This window comes from Amycolatopsis sp. FU40, from assembly GCF_021903635.1.
In the GTDB taxonomy this organism is placed as follows: Bacteria; Actinomycetota; Actinomycetes; order Mycobacteriales; family Pseudonocardiaceae; genus Amycolatopsis; species Amycolatopsis dendrobii.
Map to the genome: position 1 here is coordinate 270,367 of NZ_CP091381.1, position 12,556 is coordinate 282,922.

Annotated in this window: 12 protein-coding genes; 7 read left to right on the top strand and 5 right to left on the bottom strand. The window is 70.1% G+C overall.

Annotated elements, in window-relative coordinates; translation table 11 throughout:
• Window positions 1-325: 325 nt before the first annotated feature.
• Together L3Q65_RS02490 and L3Q65_RS02495 are read right to left on the bottom strand one after the other, a co-directional pair.
• Complete coding sequence (locus tag L3Q65_RS02490; RefSeq protein WP_237598698.1) at window positions 326-1,936, bottom strand: succinic semialdehyde dehydrogenase; 1,611 nt, start codon at window positions 1,934-1,936, stop codon at window positions 326-328.
• Window positions 1,937-2,003: 67 nt separating this feature from the next.
• A complete protein-coding gene (locus L3Q65_RS02495; protein ID WP_037809889.1) occupies window positions 2,004-2,612 on the bottom strand; it encodes a TetR/AcrR family transcriptional regulator in 609 nt (202 codons plus the stop codon).
• A gap of 98 nt (window positions 2,613-2,710) precedes the next feature.
• Here L3Q65_RS02495 and L3Q65_RS02500 point away from each other — a divergent pair, with 98 nt between their 5' ends.
• Together L3Q65_RS02500 and L3Q65_RS02505 are read left to right on the top strand one after the other, a co-directional pair.
• Window positions 2,711-3,862 (top strand): acyl-CoA dehydrogenase family protein, encoded by a 1,152-nt coding sequence (locus tag L3Q65_RS02500; RefSeq protein ID WP_182890747.1) that lies wholly within the window; start codon window positions 2,711-2,713, stop codon window positions 3,860-3,862.
• Between the two features lie 27 nt (window positions 3,863-3,889).
• Complete coding sequence (locus tag L3Q65_RS02505; RefSeq protein ID WP_237598699.1) at window positions 3,890-5,032, top strand: CaiB/BaiF CoA-transferase family protein; 1,143 nt, start codon at window positions 3,890-3,892, stop codon at window positions 5,030-5,032.
• A 9-nt stretch (window positions 5,033-5,041) separates the two neighbouring features.
• Here L3Q65_RS02505 and L3Q65_RS02510 read toward each other — a convergent pair whose 3' ends face one another.
• Complete coding sequence (locus L3Q65_RS02510) at window positions 5,042-5,563, bottom strand: GNAT family N-acetyltransferase (protein WP_182890745.1); 522 nt, start codon at window positions 5,561-5,563, stop codon at window positions 5,042-5,044.
• Window positions 5,564-5,759: 196 nt separating this feature from the next.
• On the opposite strand from L3Q65_RS02510, the gene L3Q65_RS02515 reads away from it, so the two are divergent.
• From L3Q65_RS02515 to L3Q65_RS02535, 5 genes are all read left to right on the top strand, one after another.
• The gene (locus L3Q65_RS02515) at window positions 5,760-5,927 is read left to right on the top strand and encodes a hypothetical protein (protein ID WP_162836029.1); all 168 of its coding nucleotides are present in this window, start codon (window positions 5,760-5,762) and stop codon (window positions 5,925-5,927) included.
• Between the two features lie 337 nt (window positions 5,928-6,264).
• The gene (locus L3Q65_RS02520) at window positions 6,265-6,747 is read left to right on the top strand and encodes a hypothetical protein (protein WP_037356257.1); all 483 of its coding nucleotides are present in this window, start codon (window positions 6,265-6,267) and stop codon (window positions 6,745-6,747) included.
• A 627-nt stretch (window positions 6,748-7,374) separates the two neighbouring features.
• Window positions 7,375-8,307 (top strand): lytic transglycosylase domain-containing protein, encoded by a 933-nt coding sequence (locus tag L3Q65_RS02525; RefSeq protein WP_370648247.1) that lies wholly within the window; start codon window positions 7,375-7,377, stop codon window positions 8,305-8,307.
• A 511-nt stretch (window positions 8,308-8,818) separates the two neighbouring features.
• Window positions 8,819-9,163 carry a hypothetical protein gene (locus L3Q65_RS02530; RefSeq protein WP_182890916.1) on the top strand — a complete coding sequence of 115 codons (345 nt, stop codon included), beginning with the start codon at window positions 8,819-8,821 and terminating at the stop codon, window positions 9,161-9,163.
• A 26-nt stretch (window positions 9,164-9,189) separates the two neighbouring features.
• Window positions 9,190-9,540 (top strand): DUF3817 domain-containing protein, encoded by a 351-nt coding sequence (locus tag L3Q65_RS02535; RefSeq protein WP_182890744.1) that lies wholly within the window; start codon window positions 9,190-9,192, stop codon window positions 9,538-9,540.
• 55 nt (window positions 9,541-9,595) lie between these two features.
• Here the strand turns inward: L3Q65_RS02535 and L3Q65_RS02540 are convergent, their stop codons facing one another.
• Window positions 9,596-11,197, bottom strand: a complete 1,602-nt coding sequence (locus tag L3Q65_RS02540) for a cation acetate symporter (protein ID WP_182890743.1) — start codon at window positions 11,195-11,197, stop codon at window positions 9,596-9,598.
• Window positions 11,194-11,634 (bottom strand): DUF485 domain-containing protein, encoded by a 441-nt coding sequence (locus L3Q65_RS02545; protein ID WP_182890742.1) that lies wholly within the window; start codon window positions 11,632-11,634, stop codon window positions 11,194-11,196. The genes L3Q65_RS02540 and L3Q65_RS02545 overlap by 4 nt, the downstream gene beginning before the upstream one ends.
• Between the last annotated feature and the right edge of the window lie 922 nt (window positions 11,635-12,556).

The following is a 12,556-nucleotide window of genomic DNA, read 5'->3' on the forward strand; positions in this document are numbered from 1 at the left end:
GAAGGGTGATTGTGCTGACGGTTCGGGGGTGCTTGTCAAGGCGGGAAAGATGCCTTGACAAGCACCCCCGAACCGCAGGGCGGCTTCGTATCGGGGTGCGGGGGCGGTGTGGGTGCCTCGCTCGTTGGGTGCACCGGCTGCGGTTTGGCGAGTGGGGCTAGCGCCCCAATGTGGCATTGGGTGCGTCAGATGCACCCAATGTGGCGTTCGGTGCATGCGACGCACCCAATGCCACATTGGGGTGCATTTCGGCGGGTGCCGGGCGGCTGGTCGTGAGGGGAGCCCTGGGGGAATCAGAGTCGATGAGGGTGGCCTCACGGACGGTTCAGCGGCCGGGGAGGTGGCGCAGGAGTTTCATGCTTGCTGTCATGAAGCGGGCCCACAGGGAGCCCGGTACGCCCTTGGGCGGGCGTAGGGCCAGGCCTCGTTGTACGGCGATTGATTGGGGTTCGGTGTATTTCAGCAAGCCTTCTGCGCCGTTGCGGCGGCCTGCGCCGGATTCCTTCATGCCGCCCATGGGGACCGCCACTGTTCCGAAGGTCGCTGCGTAGCCCTCGTTGACGTTGACCGTGCCCGCCTTCAGACGCGCGCCTACTTCCCAGCCTGCTCGGCCGTTTTTGGTCCATACGCTTGCGTTCAGGCCGAATGGGGTGTCGTTTGCTCGTTCGATCGCGTCGGTGACGTCGCTGAATCCGTAGATCGACACCACCGGGCCGAAGGTTTCCGAGGCGAACGGGGTCATTCCGGGGCGCACGTCTGTCAGGACCGTCGGCTCGTAGAACAGCGGGCCCAGGTCCGGGCGGGGGCGTCCGCCGGTCAGTACGCGGGCGCCTTTCGCCCGGGCGTCTTCCACGTGGGCTGTCACGGTTTCCAGCTGGCTCTTCGACGTCAGCGAACCCATTCCGGCGTGGTAGTCCAGTGAACCGCCCAGGCGCAGTGCCGCTGTCCTGGCCACGAATTCCCGGGTGAACTCCTCGCGGATGCTGTCGTGCACGTAGATCCGCTCCACCGACACGCAGAGCTGGCCCGCGGACGAGAAGCACGCGGTGACGGCGCCGGCGGCGGTCTTGGCGATGTCTGCGTCCGGCAGGACGATCATGGGGTTCTTGCCGCCCAGTTCCAGCGAATAGCTGGTGAGTCGCTGGGCGATGCGGCCTGCCAGGTCCTTGCCGGTCGGGGTGGAACCGGTGAAGCACAGGTAGTCGCATTCTTCCAGCAGGGCATTGCCGATCTGCGAGCCTCGGCCCAGCACGATTTGCCACAGGCCGGAGGGCAAGCCCGCTTCCTCGGCCAGTTCGTGCAGCCACAGGGCGGAGAGCGCGGTTTGGTTGTCCGGTTTCTGCACGACTGCGTTCCCGGCGGCGAGGGCGGGGAAGACGTCCATCGCGGTCAGGGCCAGCGGGTAGTTCCAAGGGGAGATGATGCCGACGACGCCCTTGGGGTGCCGCAGTTCTCCTGCTCGCGTCAGGCCCGGGATCACGCCGGGGGCGCGGCGCGGGGAGAGGATTTTCGCGCTGTGCTTGCCGTAGTAAGCCGCGACCAGCACGGTGGCGCTGACCTCGTCGAACGCGTCGATCCGGGCCTTGCCTGCTTCGACCTGGACCAGGTCGAGGACCTCCGCTTGCCGCGCGAGCACCAGGTCGTGCAAGCGCACGAGGAATTGCTGACGGCGGGCCACCGGCAGCGCTGCCCACTTGCGTTGCGCGGCGCGGGCGGAGGCGAAGGCGGCGCGGACCTCGGCGTCGTCGGCCTGGGGGAGGGAGGCGATCGGCTGGCCGGTGAAGGGCGCGGTCATCTGCACCGGGGCGTTGTCGGCGCCGCCGGTCGCGCGGGCGACGAGTGCGGCCGCGCGGGAGGCGGACGGGGCGCCTGCTACGCCGCCGACGGTCGCGGGCAGGGGCTGGCCGGTGAGGTTCGCCGGGGTCGTACTCGTCATCGAGCGCACCTTCTTCCGTGCGGGGCCGGGTGTTACCGACGAGTACACCATACCGGCGGTATGGACACTAGTCGCCCGAGTACAGCAGCACGGCGATCCGCTTCCACTCCTCCAGCAGCTGACGGCGCCTACGCGGGTCGCCGCCCAGTTCGGCGTCCAGGGCGAGGCCTCGGGTGAGGTTCACGGTGAGCCAGAACAGCATCTCCGCGCGTTCTTTCGGCAGGTCGCCGGCGACATCGCTGATGTGCTCCAGCGTCGCCCGGCCCAGCGCGCGGTCGACCGGCCGGATCGCGGCGCGCAGCTCCGGGTCGGTGCGGGCGGCGACCCACAGTTCGGTGACCGCGGTGGACAGCGTGCCCGAGTAGCCCTCCCACAGCAGGTCGATCGCCGCCGCGACGCCGGACGCGCCGCCCGGCAGCGAGCCGAGCGAGGCGGCGAGCTGAGTGCGCAGCTTCGTGGTGAGGTGCTCGACTGCTGCTGCCATGAGCTCCGCCTTCGTGGCGAAGTAGTGCTGCACCGCGCCCTTCGAGACGCCTGCCCGGGTGCAGATCTCCTGCACCGATGCCCGCGAGTACCCGATCTCGACCAGGCAGTCGATCGTCGCGTCCAGCAGGGCGGTGCGCGTCTGCTCGCGGCGTTCGGCCTGGGTGCGGTGTCCCCGGGCGACCTCGGTCATCGCGGCTCCTGCTTTACGTACCGGACGGATGGGATGTACATTCCGGCTAGAACTTACCTGCCAAGCGTCATGTTTTCCAGTTCGCGGGAGGCCAAGCCGTGCCGTTGCAGATCCAGAAGAGCTCGTGGAGCACCACCGAACTCGAAGACCTCCGGGAGCTCGCCCGGTCGTTCCTGCAGAAGGAATTCGTGCCGAACCAGGAGCGCTGGGCGGCGGAGAAGAAGCTCGACCGGGAAATCTGGACCAAGGCGGGCGAGCTCGGCCTGCTGTGCCTGTCGATCCCGGAGGAGTACGGCGGGGGCGGCGGCACCTTCGCGCACGAAGCCGTGCTGTACGAGGAGCAGGCCCGGGCCGGGGACAGCGCTTGGGGCGTCACCGTCCACAGTGGAATCGTCGCGCACTACATCCTGGCGTACGCGTCAGAGGAAAAGAAGCGCGAGTGGCTGCCGAAGATGGCCACCGGCGAGATGGTCGGCGCGGTCGCGATGACCGAGCCGGGCACTGGTTCAGACCTCCAGAACATCAAGACGCGCGCGGTCCGCGACGGCGACCACTACGTCATCAACGGCGCGAAAACCTTCATCACCAACGGTTTTCACTCCGACCTCGTCGTGGTCGCGTGCAAGACCGACCCGGACGCCGGCGCGCAGGGCGTCTCGCTGATCGTGGTCGAGACCAATACCCCCGGCTTCCGCCGCGGCCGCGTGCTCGACAAGGTCGGGCTCAAGGGCCAGGACACCGCCGAGCTGTTCTTCGACGACGTCCGCGTGCCCGCCGCGAACCTGCTCGGCGACGCCGAGGGACAGGGCTTCGTCCAGCTGATGCTGCAGCTGCCGCAGGAACGGCTGATCATCGCCGTGACCGCGGTGGCCGGCCTGGAGGCCGCGGTGAACCTGACCATCGACTACACCAAGGAACGCACGGCGTTCGGCCGCCCGATCTTCAACTTCCAGAACACGAAGTTCAAGCTCGCCGAGGCGGCGACGGAAGCCGCGGTGTCGCGCGCGTTCCTCGACCAGTGCATCGAACGGCATCTGCGCGGCGAACTCGACGTCCAGGGCGCGGCCATGGCGAAACTGTGGACGACCGAGCGGGTGAACAAGGTCGTGGACGACTGTCTCCAGCTGTTCGGCGGCTACGGCTACATGACCGAGTACCCGATCGCGCGGGCCTGGGCGGACGTGCGGATCTCGCGGATCTTCGGCGGCACCAGCGAGATCATGAAGGAAATCATCTCCCGCACGCTCTGAAACCGGTTGCTGCGAAAGGACTTCCCCGTGAAACAAGGTCCGCTGGCCGGGCTGCGGGTGGTGGAGCTGGCCGGGCTCGCGCCGGCTCCGTTCGCCTGCATGATCCTGGCCGACCTCGGCGCCGACGTGATCCGCGTCGACCGCGCCACCCCGGGCGCCGACGTGCTCGGCATCCCGAACGACCCGCTCGCCCGCGGCAGGCGCTCGGTCGGGGTGAACACGAAAACGCCCGAGGGCGTCGAGCTCGTGCTGAAGCTGGCCGAACGCGCCGACGTGCTGATCGAAGGCTTCCGGCCGGGTGTCGCGGAACGGATGGGCATCGGGCCGGAACAGGTGCACGCGCGCAACCCGCGGCTCGTGTACGGCCGGATGACCGGCTGGGGCCAGGACGGTCCGCTCGCGTCGGCGGCCGGGCACGACATCAACTACATCGGCGTCGCCGGCGCGCTCGACCCGATCGGCCGGGCGGGCGAGCGTCCGGTGCCGCCGCTCAACCTGGTCGGCGACTTCGGCGGAGGCGGCCTGATGCTCGCGATGGGCGTGCTGGCCGCGCTGCACGAGCGCACGACGTCCGGACGCGGCCAGGTCGTGGACGCTTCGATGGTGGAAGGCGCGGCGCTGCTGACCACGAGCCTGCACGGCATGCGCGCGGCGGGCGTGTGGCCGGGGGAGCGCGGCGAGAACCTCCTCGACGGCGGCGCCCCGTTCTACGACACCTACGAGACCGCGGACGGCAAGTACGTCGCCATCGGCGCGATCGAGATGCGCTTCTGGGCCGACCTGGTCAAGGTGCTCGGGCTGGAGAACGAAGACCTGCCGATGCACGTCGACCAGAGCCAGTGGCCCCGGCTGCGCAAGATCATCGAGGAGGCGGTCGGCCGGTTCACGCGTGACGAACTGGTCGCGCGGGCGGAGGGCACCGACGCGTGTCTCACCGCCGTGCTGTCGCCGTGGGAGGCCGCCGAGCATCCGCAGAACGCGGCACGCGGGACGTTCGTGGACATCGGCGGCACGGTGCAGCCCGCTCCGGCGCCGCGGTTCGACCGCACGCCCGCGGCCACGCCGGAAGCACCGCACGAGAAGGGCGCGGACACCGCGGAAGTGCTGGCGGAGCTGGGCTACGACGACGCCGGGGTCGCGGCGCTGCGGGAGGCTGGCGCGGTTTTGTGACGCCTGTTGTCACAACGGCAGATCGGACCGGATCACCGAGTAGAGGATGTGGTCGCGCCACTGCCCGTCGCGGAAATCGAACCCGCGCAGGATCCCCTCGCGGGTGAATCCGGCCTTCTCCAGCGAACGCTGCCCGGCCCGGTTGCCGGCCTCGGTGCTGGCTTCGACGCGGTTGAACTGCGTGTGCGCGAACAGGTAGCGCACGAGCTGCCGCTGCGCCTGCGCGCCGAGGCCGTGCCCGCGCGCCTCCGGCAGCAGGACCATGCCGATGTTCCAGCAGTAGGTGTGCGGGCCGGTCCGCGTGCGATGCCACGAAACGAGCCCGAGCGGGCGTTCGTCGAGCGTGGGGACGAGCATGCCGTTGTCGGTGGTCAGCATGCCGTTTTCGCGCCAGAGCCGCCGGACGTAGCCGGGGTCGTGCCAGCCGAACCACTGGTGCTCGCCGACCGTCTCCGGGTCGTTGGTCAGCGCCTCCAGCAGACCGAGGTCGGACTCGCGCACCGGGCGGAGAGTCACTGGGCCGTCGTCCATCGCCGGAGCGTACCGGGGGCGGCCGCCGGGCCCGGCTCACCCGATGGTGACCGGGGTCACCCAGCCGTGAGCTTTCTGGCTGGATCGGGGCCTGCGACGGGCCATTCCGGCGTGTCGTCACTACAGTGGGAGCCGACTCTGCCGAGGCGGGGCCGGCGTCCGACCGGGCGCCGGGGGAGCGGAGGGGAACGAAACCATGTCGAGCGGCCTGAAGAAGATCGTCGTCGTCGGAGTGGTCGCGCTCGTGCTGTTCTTCCTGATCACGCAGCCCACCAACTCCGCGGCCTTCGTGCACCGCGTGCTCGGCTGGCTCAAGGACGGCGCCGAAGCGATCGTCACCTTCTTCAAGAGCCTCTTCGCCTGACCCCGGTTTCCCGCTCGCCGGACCCCCCGCGCGCCCGTCCGGCCAACTAGTCACGCTTTGTCACCGGATCCCGGGATTCGGGCACTTCACTCGACCATCCGGGTGGATTGGCCCATAAAACCGCCTGGTCACGGAATTTCCGGGGTCCGGGGTATGGCGGAGAAAGCGGGTGCCGCCCTACGGTGCTCACATTGCGTGATCAGCCGGTTCTCCGGTCCCCCGGGAACCGGGTCACGGCGGGTTTTCGGCCCGGTCACGCGTGGGGAGCCAATCGTGGACGCGCAACGGGGCAGGCGGTCGAAATGCCTGCCCGTCGGGGACCGATGAGGAGGCAGGGATGACCGGAGATCCCGGAGTGGACGCGTTGATCCGGCAGTGGTCGGCCGAGCGCGAGAAGACCCCTGAGGAGCAGGAGGTCGACCGCATCGCCTCGGCCTGGCTGGCCGACGCGCCGGCCGCTCCGCCCGGCATCCCCGGCCAGCGCGCCCGGTCCGGACCCGCCCGCTGGGCCCCGGTCGAGGCCGCCGACCCCGGCTACCTCGACGCGATGCGCGCCCGGCTGCCGGAGGTTCCGGAAGAACTGCTCGTCGCCGCCGCGGGCTGGTGGCAGATGGTCGGCGACGTCGCCGAGGCCGAACAGTGGTGGGACGCCGGGATCAGCCCGCTGGACCAGCGTGCCCTCGACTACCGGGCGGCCGGTCTCGCACCGTCCGACCTCGCCCGCCGGCTCGGCCCGATGACGGTGCTGCAGCACCTCCGCCGCGGCAGCGCGCCCGCGTGGTGCGTCGCGCGGTTGGCGCGGCAGCAGAAGCCTGCCTGATCGTTCGTCGCTTCGGGTTTGCCGGGCGGCTTGCTTCGTGCGGCTTGGACGACGGAAGTCGCGTCTGATCGTTCGTCGGCTCGGGCTCGCCGGGCGGTTTGGTTCGTGCGGCTTGGGCGGCGGAAGCCTTGCTCGATCGTTCGCCGCCGCGGGATCGCCGGACGGCCGTTTCGTGCGGTTGGCGCGGGAGCCGCGTCCGATCGTTCGCCGCCTCGGGGTCGCCGGATACTTGGTTTCGCGCGGCTCCGCGCGGAAGAAGAAGCCTGTTTGACAGCTGTGTTGCCTGGTCGGCGAATCGGCCAGGCAACACGGCGAAGCGCCCGCCGCGGTGCGGTGGAAGGCATTTCCTGATCGGGCGTGCCGGAAGCCGCATGCGGCGGACGTTTTTCTCTGGCGGGGTCGCCACGACATCAGCGGTCTGAGCGCAGCGGAAGTCTGCTGGCACGGCCGGTCGGCGAACCGCCGCGCACCCGCCCCGGCATGGGGCTTGGGGTGTTTGTGCGGCGAAGACCGTCCACCTGACGGGACCGGATTACCCGGCCGGGTGAACCGGCGTGGCGGGGACCATGGCGATGCGTGCGTAACGCTAACCTGCGCGGGCTCGTTGTGTGTTGCGAACCCCAAGCCATGCTGGAGGACCGGAGTTTCGTGCCCGCCACCGGACAGACCCCCGACACCGCGCGGACCGGGGACGAGACCGCGGCTTCCGCTGCCGCCCCCTCGCCCGCCCGCCGCGGTCATGGCGCCGCGCTCGCGGTGCGGCTCGCCGTCGTCGTCGCGGTGCTCGCGGTCGCGGGCGGCGGGGTCTGGATCGTCACCAGGGCGGCCGCCCCGCAGGCCAGCCCGACCACGACCGACATCCCGGCGCTGAGCGTCAAGGCGGTCGACGTCAAACCCGGTTCGATCGCGCCGGTCAACGCCGTCGTCGCGGGCGGGGCCGCGGACCAGGGCACCGCGCCGCAGTCGGCGCGCCCGGCCGGCGGCGACCCGTTGCAGGCCTGGGCGGACAAGGTCGCGCCGGTCACCGGCATCCCGGCGAGGGCGGTGCGCGCGTACGGCAACGCGGAACTCGCGATGCGCGAGGTCGACCGCGGCTGCCACATCTCCTGGGCGACGCTCGCCGGCATCGGCCGCATCGAGTCCAACCACGGCCAGTACGGCGGAGCGGTCCTCGGCGCGGACGGCCGCCCGTCGAAGCCGATCATCGGCGTCCCGCTCGACGGTTCCTCCGGAGTCCGCGCGATCAGCGACACCGACGGCGGCCAGCTCGACGGCGACCCGGTCGCGGACCGCGCGGTCGGCCCGATGCAGTTCATCCCCGGCACCTGGCGGAAATGGGCGTCGGACGCGACCGGCGACGGCCGCGCCGACCCGCAGCAGATCGACGACGCCGCCCTCACCGCCGCCCGCTACCTGTGCGCGGGCGGCCGCGACATGGCCAGCCCGGCGGGTTGGTGGGCGGGCATCCTGTCGTACAACAACTCGACGGAGTACGCGCAGAAGGTCTTCGGCCTCGCCGACGGCTACGCGAAGGCGGCGCAGAAGGTGCAAGCGGGCTGACGCTCCGGGTCACCCGCTGCTTCCCGGCCGCCGGTCCGTGAGGGGTCCCCTCGCGGACTTGGGTTCCCGCAGCGTTCTCCTCGCGTCTCGCGGCCGGTCTGTCACGGACTCTGATTCCCGCAGGGTTCCCCTCACGTACCGCCGCCGGTCCGCGAGGGGAACCTTCGCGGACCAGACCCGCCGCCGTCCGGCATGCGCCCCAATGTGGCGTTGGGTGCGTCCGACGCACCGAATGCGGCATTGGGTGCGTGACATGCACCGAATGTGGCATTGGGGGTGTTTGGCCGGGTCGGGTCGCGGGGCGGAGGCGGTCCGGCGCGCGACCAGGGTGTGCGGGGGCGGCTTGACGTCGGCCCGGGGCCGGCCACCTGGCGAATCCGGCCGCGAGCGCCGGGTGGGGCCCCGGTCACGACCTCGCCGCCTCTCAGCATCGCCCTCTCCGGCCAGTGCTAGCGTCGATACCGTGCCTGCAGATCCCGGCCCGGCCGCGTCCCCGCTCGGGCGCCGGCTCATGATCGTCGCCACGAGCGTCGTGAGCCTGGCGTTGTGCTGCGGGCTGGCCTGGTGGCAGTGGGACCGGTTCACGTCCGCCACCGGCACCTTCCAGAACCTCGGCTACGTGCTGCAATGGCCGCTTTTCGGGCTTTTCCCCGCGTTCATGTTCTGGCGCATCAAGAAGCTGCGCGAACGCGAAGAGGAAGCCGCCGGGCAGCCCGAACAGCCCGAACAGCCCGCTCCGGCCCCGGTTCGCGTGCCCGCCCCGCGACCGGCCGCGGCTCCCGTCGAAGAAGACGACGAACTCGCCGCCTACAACCGCTACCTGCGCGAGCTCAACGCCCGCGACCAGCAGTCCTGAACGCCCGCGGAAGTGAGGACGCTCCCATGACGACCAGCACCGACGGTGCCGCACCTGCTCGCCAGTCGAAGGTGTCCGGCTCGCTGACCCGGTTCCGGGCCAGCGCGTACGTGACCGGTGTCGGCCTGCTCGCGCTGTGCGCCACCATGATCATCGAGTACGGCTTCGGCAACGCCGCGCCCGCGCAGGTGTACTCGCCGATCCACGGCGTGCTCTACATGATCTACCTGGTGCTCACCATCGACCTCGCGATCAAGGCCCGCTGGTCGATCAAGAGCACCGTCCTGGTGCTGCTGGCCGGCTGCGTTCCGTTCGTGTCGTTCGTCGTCGAGCGCCGGGTGACCCACCGCGTGCAGGCCGGGCGCGACGTCTTCTGAGCAACGAAAAAACCGCGGCACCCGAAGGGGCGCCGCGGTTTTTTCGTACCGGTGCTCAGGAGCCGAAGCCGATGCCGGTCAGCGACCGGACCTCCATCTCCGCGTGCTTGGCCGGGTCGCCCTTCGAGCGGCCGGCGAAGGTGCCGATCGCGCCGCACAGGAACGACACCGGGATCGACACCAGGCCCGGGTTCTTCAGCGGGAACCAGTGGAAGTCGACGCTCGGGAAGATCGAGTCCGGCGCGCCTGACACCACCGGCGAGAACAGCACCAGCACGACGCAGGCGATGAGCCCGCCGTAGATGCTCCACAGCGTCCCGGTCGTGTTGAACCGTTTCCAGAACAGCGAGTACAGCAGGGTCGACAGGTTCGCCGACGCCGCCACCGCGAGCGCGAGCGCCACGAGGAACGCGATGTTCTGGCCGTTGGCGAGGATGCCGCCGAGGATGGCGAGCACGCCGATCACGACCGCGGTCAGCCGGGCGACCCGGACCTCGTCCTCCGGCTCCGCCTTGCCGCGCTTCACGACGTTCGCGTAGACGTCGTGCGCGAACGAGGCGGACGCGGTCAGCGTCAGCCCGGCCACCACGGCGAGGATCGTCGCGAACGCGACCGCCGAGATGACGCCGAGCAGCACCGTCCCGCCGACGTGCAGGGCCAGCAGCGGCGCGGCCGAGTTCTCGCCGCCGGGCGCGGCCTTGATCTCGTCCGGGCCGACGATCGCCGCCGCGCCGAAGCCGATCACCAGCGTGCACAGGTAGAACACGAACATGCACGCGGTCGCCCACACCACCGAGCGGCGCGCCTCGCGGGCGTTCGGCACGGTGTAGAAGCGCATCAGCACGTGCGGCAGCGAGGCGACGCCGAGCACCAGCGCCAGCGACAGCGACACGAAGTCGAGCTTCGTGGTCCCGTTCTTGCCGTAGGAGCCGCCGGGGGAGAGCAGGTCCTTGCCCATCGGGCTGCGGTCGGCGGCCGCGCGCAGCAGGCTCGAGAAGTTGAAGCCGTACTTGCCCATCAGGAACACCGTGATCAGCGAGGCCGCGGTGAGCAGGATGGTGGCCTTGATGATCTGCACCCAGGTGGTGCCCTTCATCCCGCCGAGCAGCACGTAGGAGATCATCACCAGCCCGACCACGGTGATCACCAGCGCCTGGCCCCACTTGGAGTGGACGTCCAGCAGCAGCGCGACCAGGCCGCCCGCGCCCGCCATCTGCGCGAGCATGTAGAAGAAGGAGATGACCAGCGTCGACGTGGCCGACGCGGCGCGCACCGGACGCTGCTTCATCCGGAAGCTGAGCACGTCGCCCATGGTGAAGCGGCCGGTGTTGCGCAGCAGTTCCGCGAGCAGCAGCAGGTCGACGAGCCACGCGACGAGGAAGCCGATGGAGTAGAGGAAGCCGTCGTAGCCGTTGATCGCGATCGCGCCCGCGATGCCGAGGAACGAGGCGGCGGAGAGGAAGTCGCCGGACAGCGCGACGCCGTTCTGCCTTCCGGTGAACGCGCTGTCCGCGGTGTAGTAGCCCGACGTCGACGAGCGCCGGTTGCCCGCGCGGTAGACCACGTAGAGGGTGATCGCGACGAACAGCGCGAACACCCCGGTGTTGATCAACGGGTTGCTCTCCGAAGCTCCTTCGGCGAGCGAAACGGTGGTCACTGAGGTGTTCCTTCCGTGACAGGGGCGGCCTGCGCTCGGATCTCGGCGGCGCGCGGGTCCATCTCGCGGTCGGCGAAGCGGACGTACAGCGCGGTGATGGCCGCGGTGGTGACGAACTGGCCGAGGCCGAGCAGCATGCCGACGTTGACCAGTCCGAAGACCGGCGTGCTCATGAACTCGCCCGCGTAGGCGGCGAGCACGACGTAGACGAGGTACCAGACGAAGAACCCGATGCTCATCGGGAACACGAACCGGCGGAAGCGGCTGCGCAGCGAGCGGAACTGGGGGCTGCGCTGGATCTGCTCGTAGTCCGGGCCGCGCCTGCGGCGCCTGCCGCGAGGGGCGGCGTCGCCTCCTTCGCGGTCGAACAGCGCGGGCATCTGGCCGGTGTCCTCGGCCGCGGAGGCCGGTCCGGTGGTGCGCGCGACGTTGTGCATGGCTGCCTCCGGCAACTTGCGCGGTGGATGGCGCCGGGCTCGTTCGGGAAAGCGCCCGGATCGCCCTTGCGGACTGGGAGGCGGCCATAGTAACGACGCCGCCGGAACGCGGAAAAAGCCGGTTCGCGAGGGCACCGGAAATTCCTTTTCGCCCGGGAAATAGCGCGAATCGGCGGGTCCGGGCAGATCACAGGCTGATCACTCGGAATAGTGAGCACCGATGTCACGGGGAGTTGCCGGGATCCGTCCGGGTTGCGGCAGATGGCGGAGTGACGGGCCGGTCAAGATCCAATACGGTGACCGGTCGTAGCCGCCGGGCGGGGCGGCCGCTCCGCTTCGGCGGGCAGGTCGCGGGCCGGGCGGGGATTCCCAGGCAGGGAAGGGAGGCTGGCAAAAATCACCGGGTCGAGCGGCGCGTCGCTGCATCTCCACAACATCGGGTTCAACTTCCGGGTGCACCCACCCGATGGGGGCACGGAGCGTAGTCCCATCGAGGGTGTCGCTTACCCTGTGTGGGCTAATCGGGTGACGGCCGGACGCCGAGGCCGAGAGCGCCGGGTAACCGGAATTCCCGTGCTGGGCGCCCGCGTGCGAATCCGCGGCTCCGAGTTCCCGCGTTCTGACTATTTTCCCAGGTCAGCCCCCCGATGCGGAACGCAATAACGCAGGCGGCGATTGGTGTACGATTCTTTGGCCCCAGCCGCCCGCAGCGATCGATAAGGCGCAGACAAGTTGATCTCGACCACCGCCGTGCAGTCCGCAAGTTGCGTCGTGCACGTGCATAGTCCCGGGAAGCCGATCGTCTCCCGGACCGGTGAAGGATCGGCCGAGTCGTGCCCGCCCCCGGTCGGACGCGCGGGCAGGCGGACCGCGGGACTCCGCGCCGGGAGCGCGCCGCGCCCCGGGAGCGGACGAAGCCGCG

What these genes read in the sequence shown, in the direction of transcription:
- L3Q65_RS02490 (WP_237598698.1), bottom strand. Translation starts at nt 1,936, where the DNA reads ATGACGAGTACGACCCCGGCGAACCTCACCGGCCAGCCCCTGCCCGCG.
- L3Q65_RS02495 (WP_037809889.1), bottom strand. Translation starts at nt 2,612, where the DNA reads ATGACCGAGGTCGCCCGGGGACACCGCACCCAGGCCGAACGCCGCGAG.
- L3Q65_RS02510 (WP_182890745.1), bottom strand. Translation starts at nt 5,563, where the DNA reads ATGGACGACGGCCCAGTGACTCTCCGCCCGGTGCGCGAGTCCGACCTC.
- L3Q65_RS02515 (WP_162836029.1), top strand. Translation starts at nt 5,760, where the DNA reads ATGTCGAGCGGCCTGAAGAAGATCGTCGTCGTCGGAGTGGTCGCGCTC.
- L3Q65_RS02520 (WP_037356257.1), top strand. Translation starts at nt 6,265, where the DNA reads ATGACCGGAGATCCCGGAGTGGACGCGTTGATCCGGCAGTGGTCGGCC.
- L3Q65_RS02525 (WP_370648247.1), top strand. Translation starts at nt 7,375, where the DNA reads ATGCTGGAGGACCGGAGTTTCGTGCCCGCCACCGGACAGACCCCCGAC.
- L3Q65_RS02530 (WP_182890916.1), top strand. Translation starts at nt 8,819, where the DNA reads ATGATCGTCGCCACGAGCGTCGTGAGCCTGGCGTTGTGCTGCGGGCTG.
- L3Q65_RS02535 (WP_182890744.1), top strand. Translation starts at nt 9,190, where the DNA reads ATGACGACCAGCACCGACGGTGCCGCACCTGCTCGCCAGTCGAAGGTG.
- L3Q65_RS02545 (WP_182890742.1), bottom strand. Translation starts at nt 11,634, where the DNA reads ATGCACAACGTCGCGCGCACCACCGGACCGGCCTCCGCGGCCGAGGAC.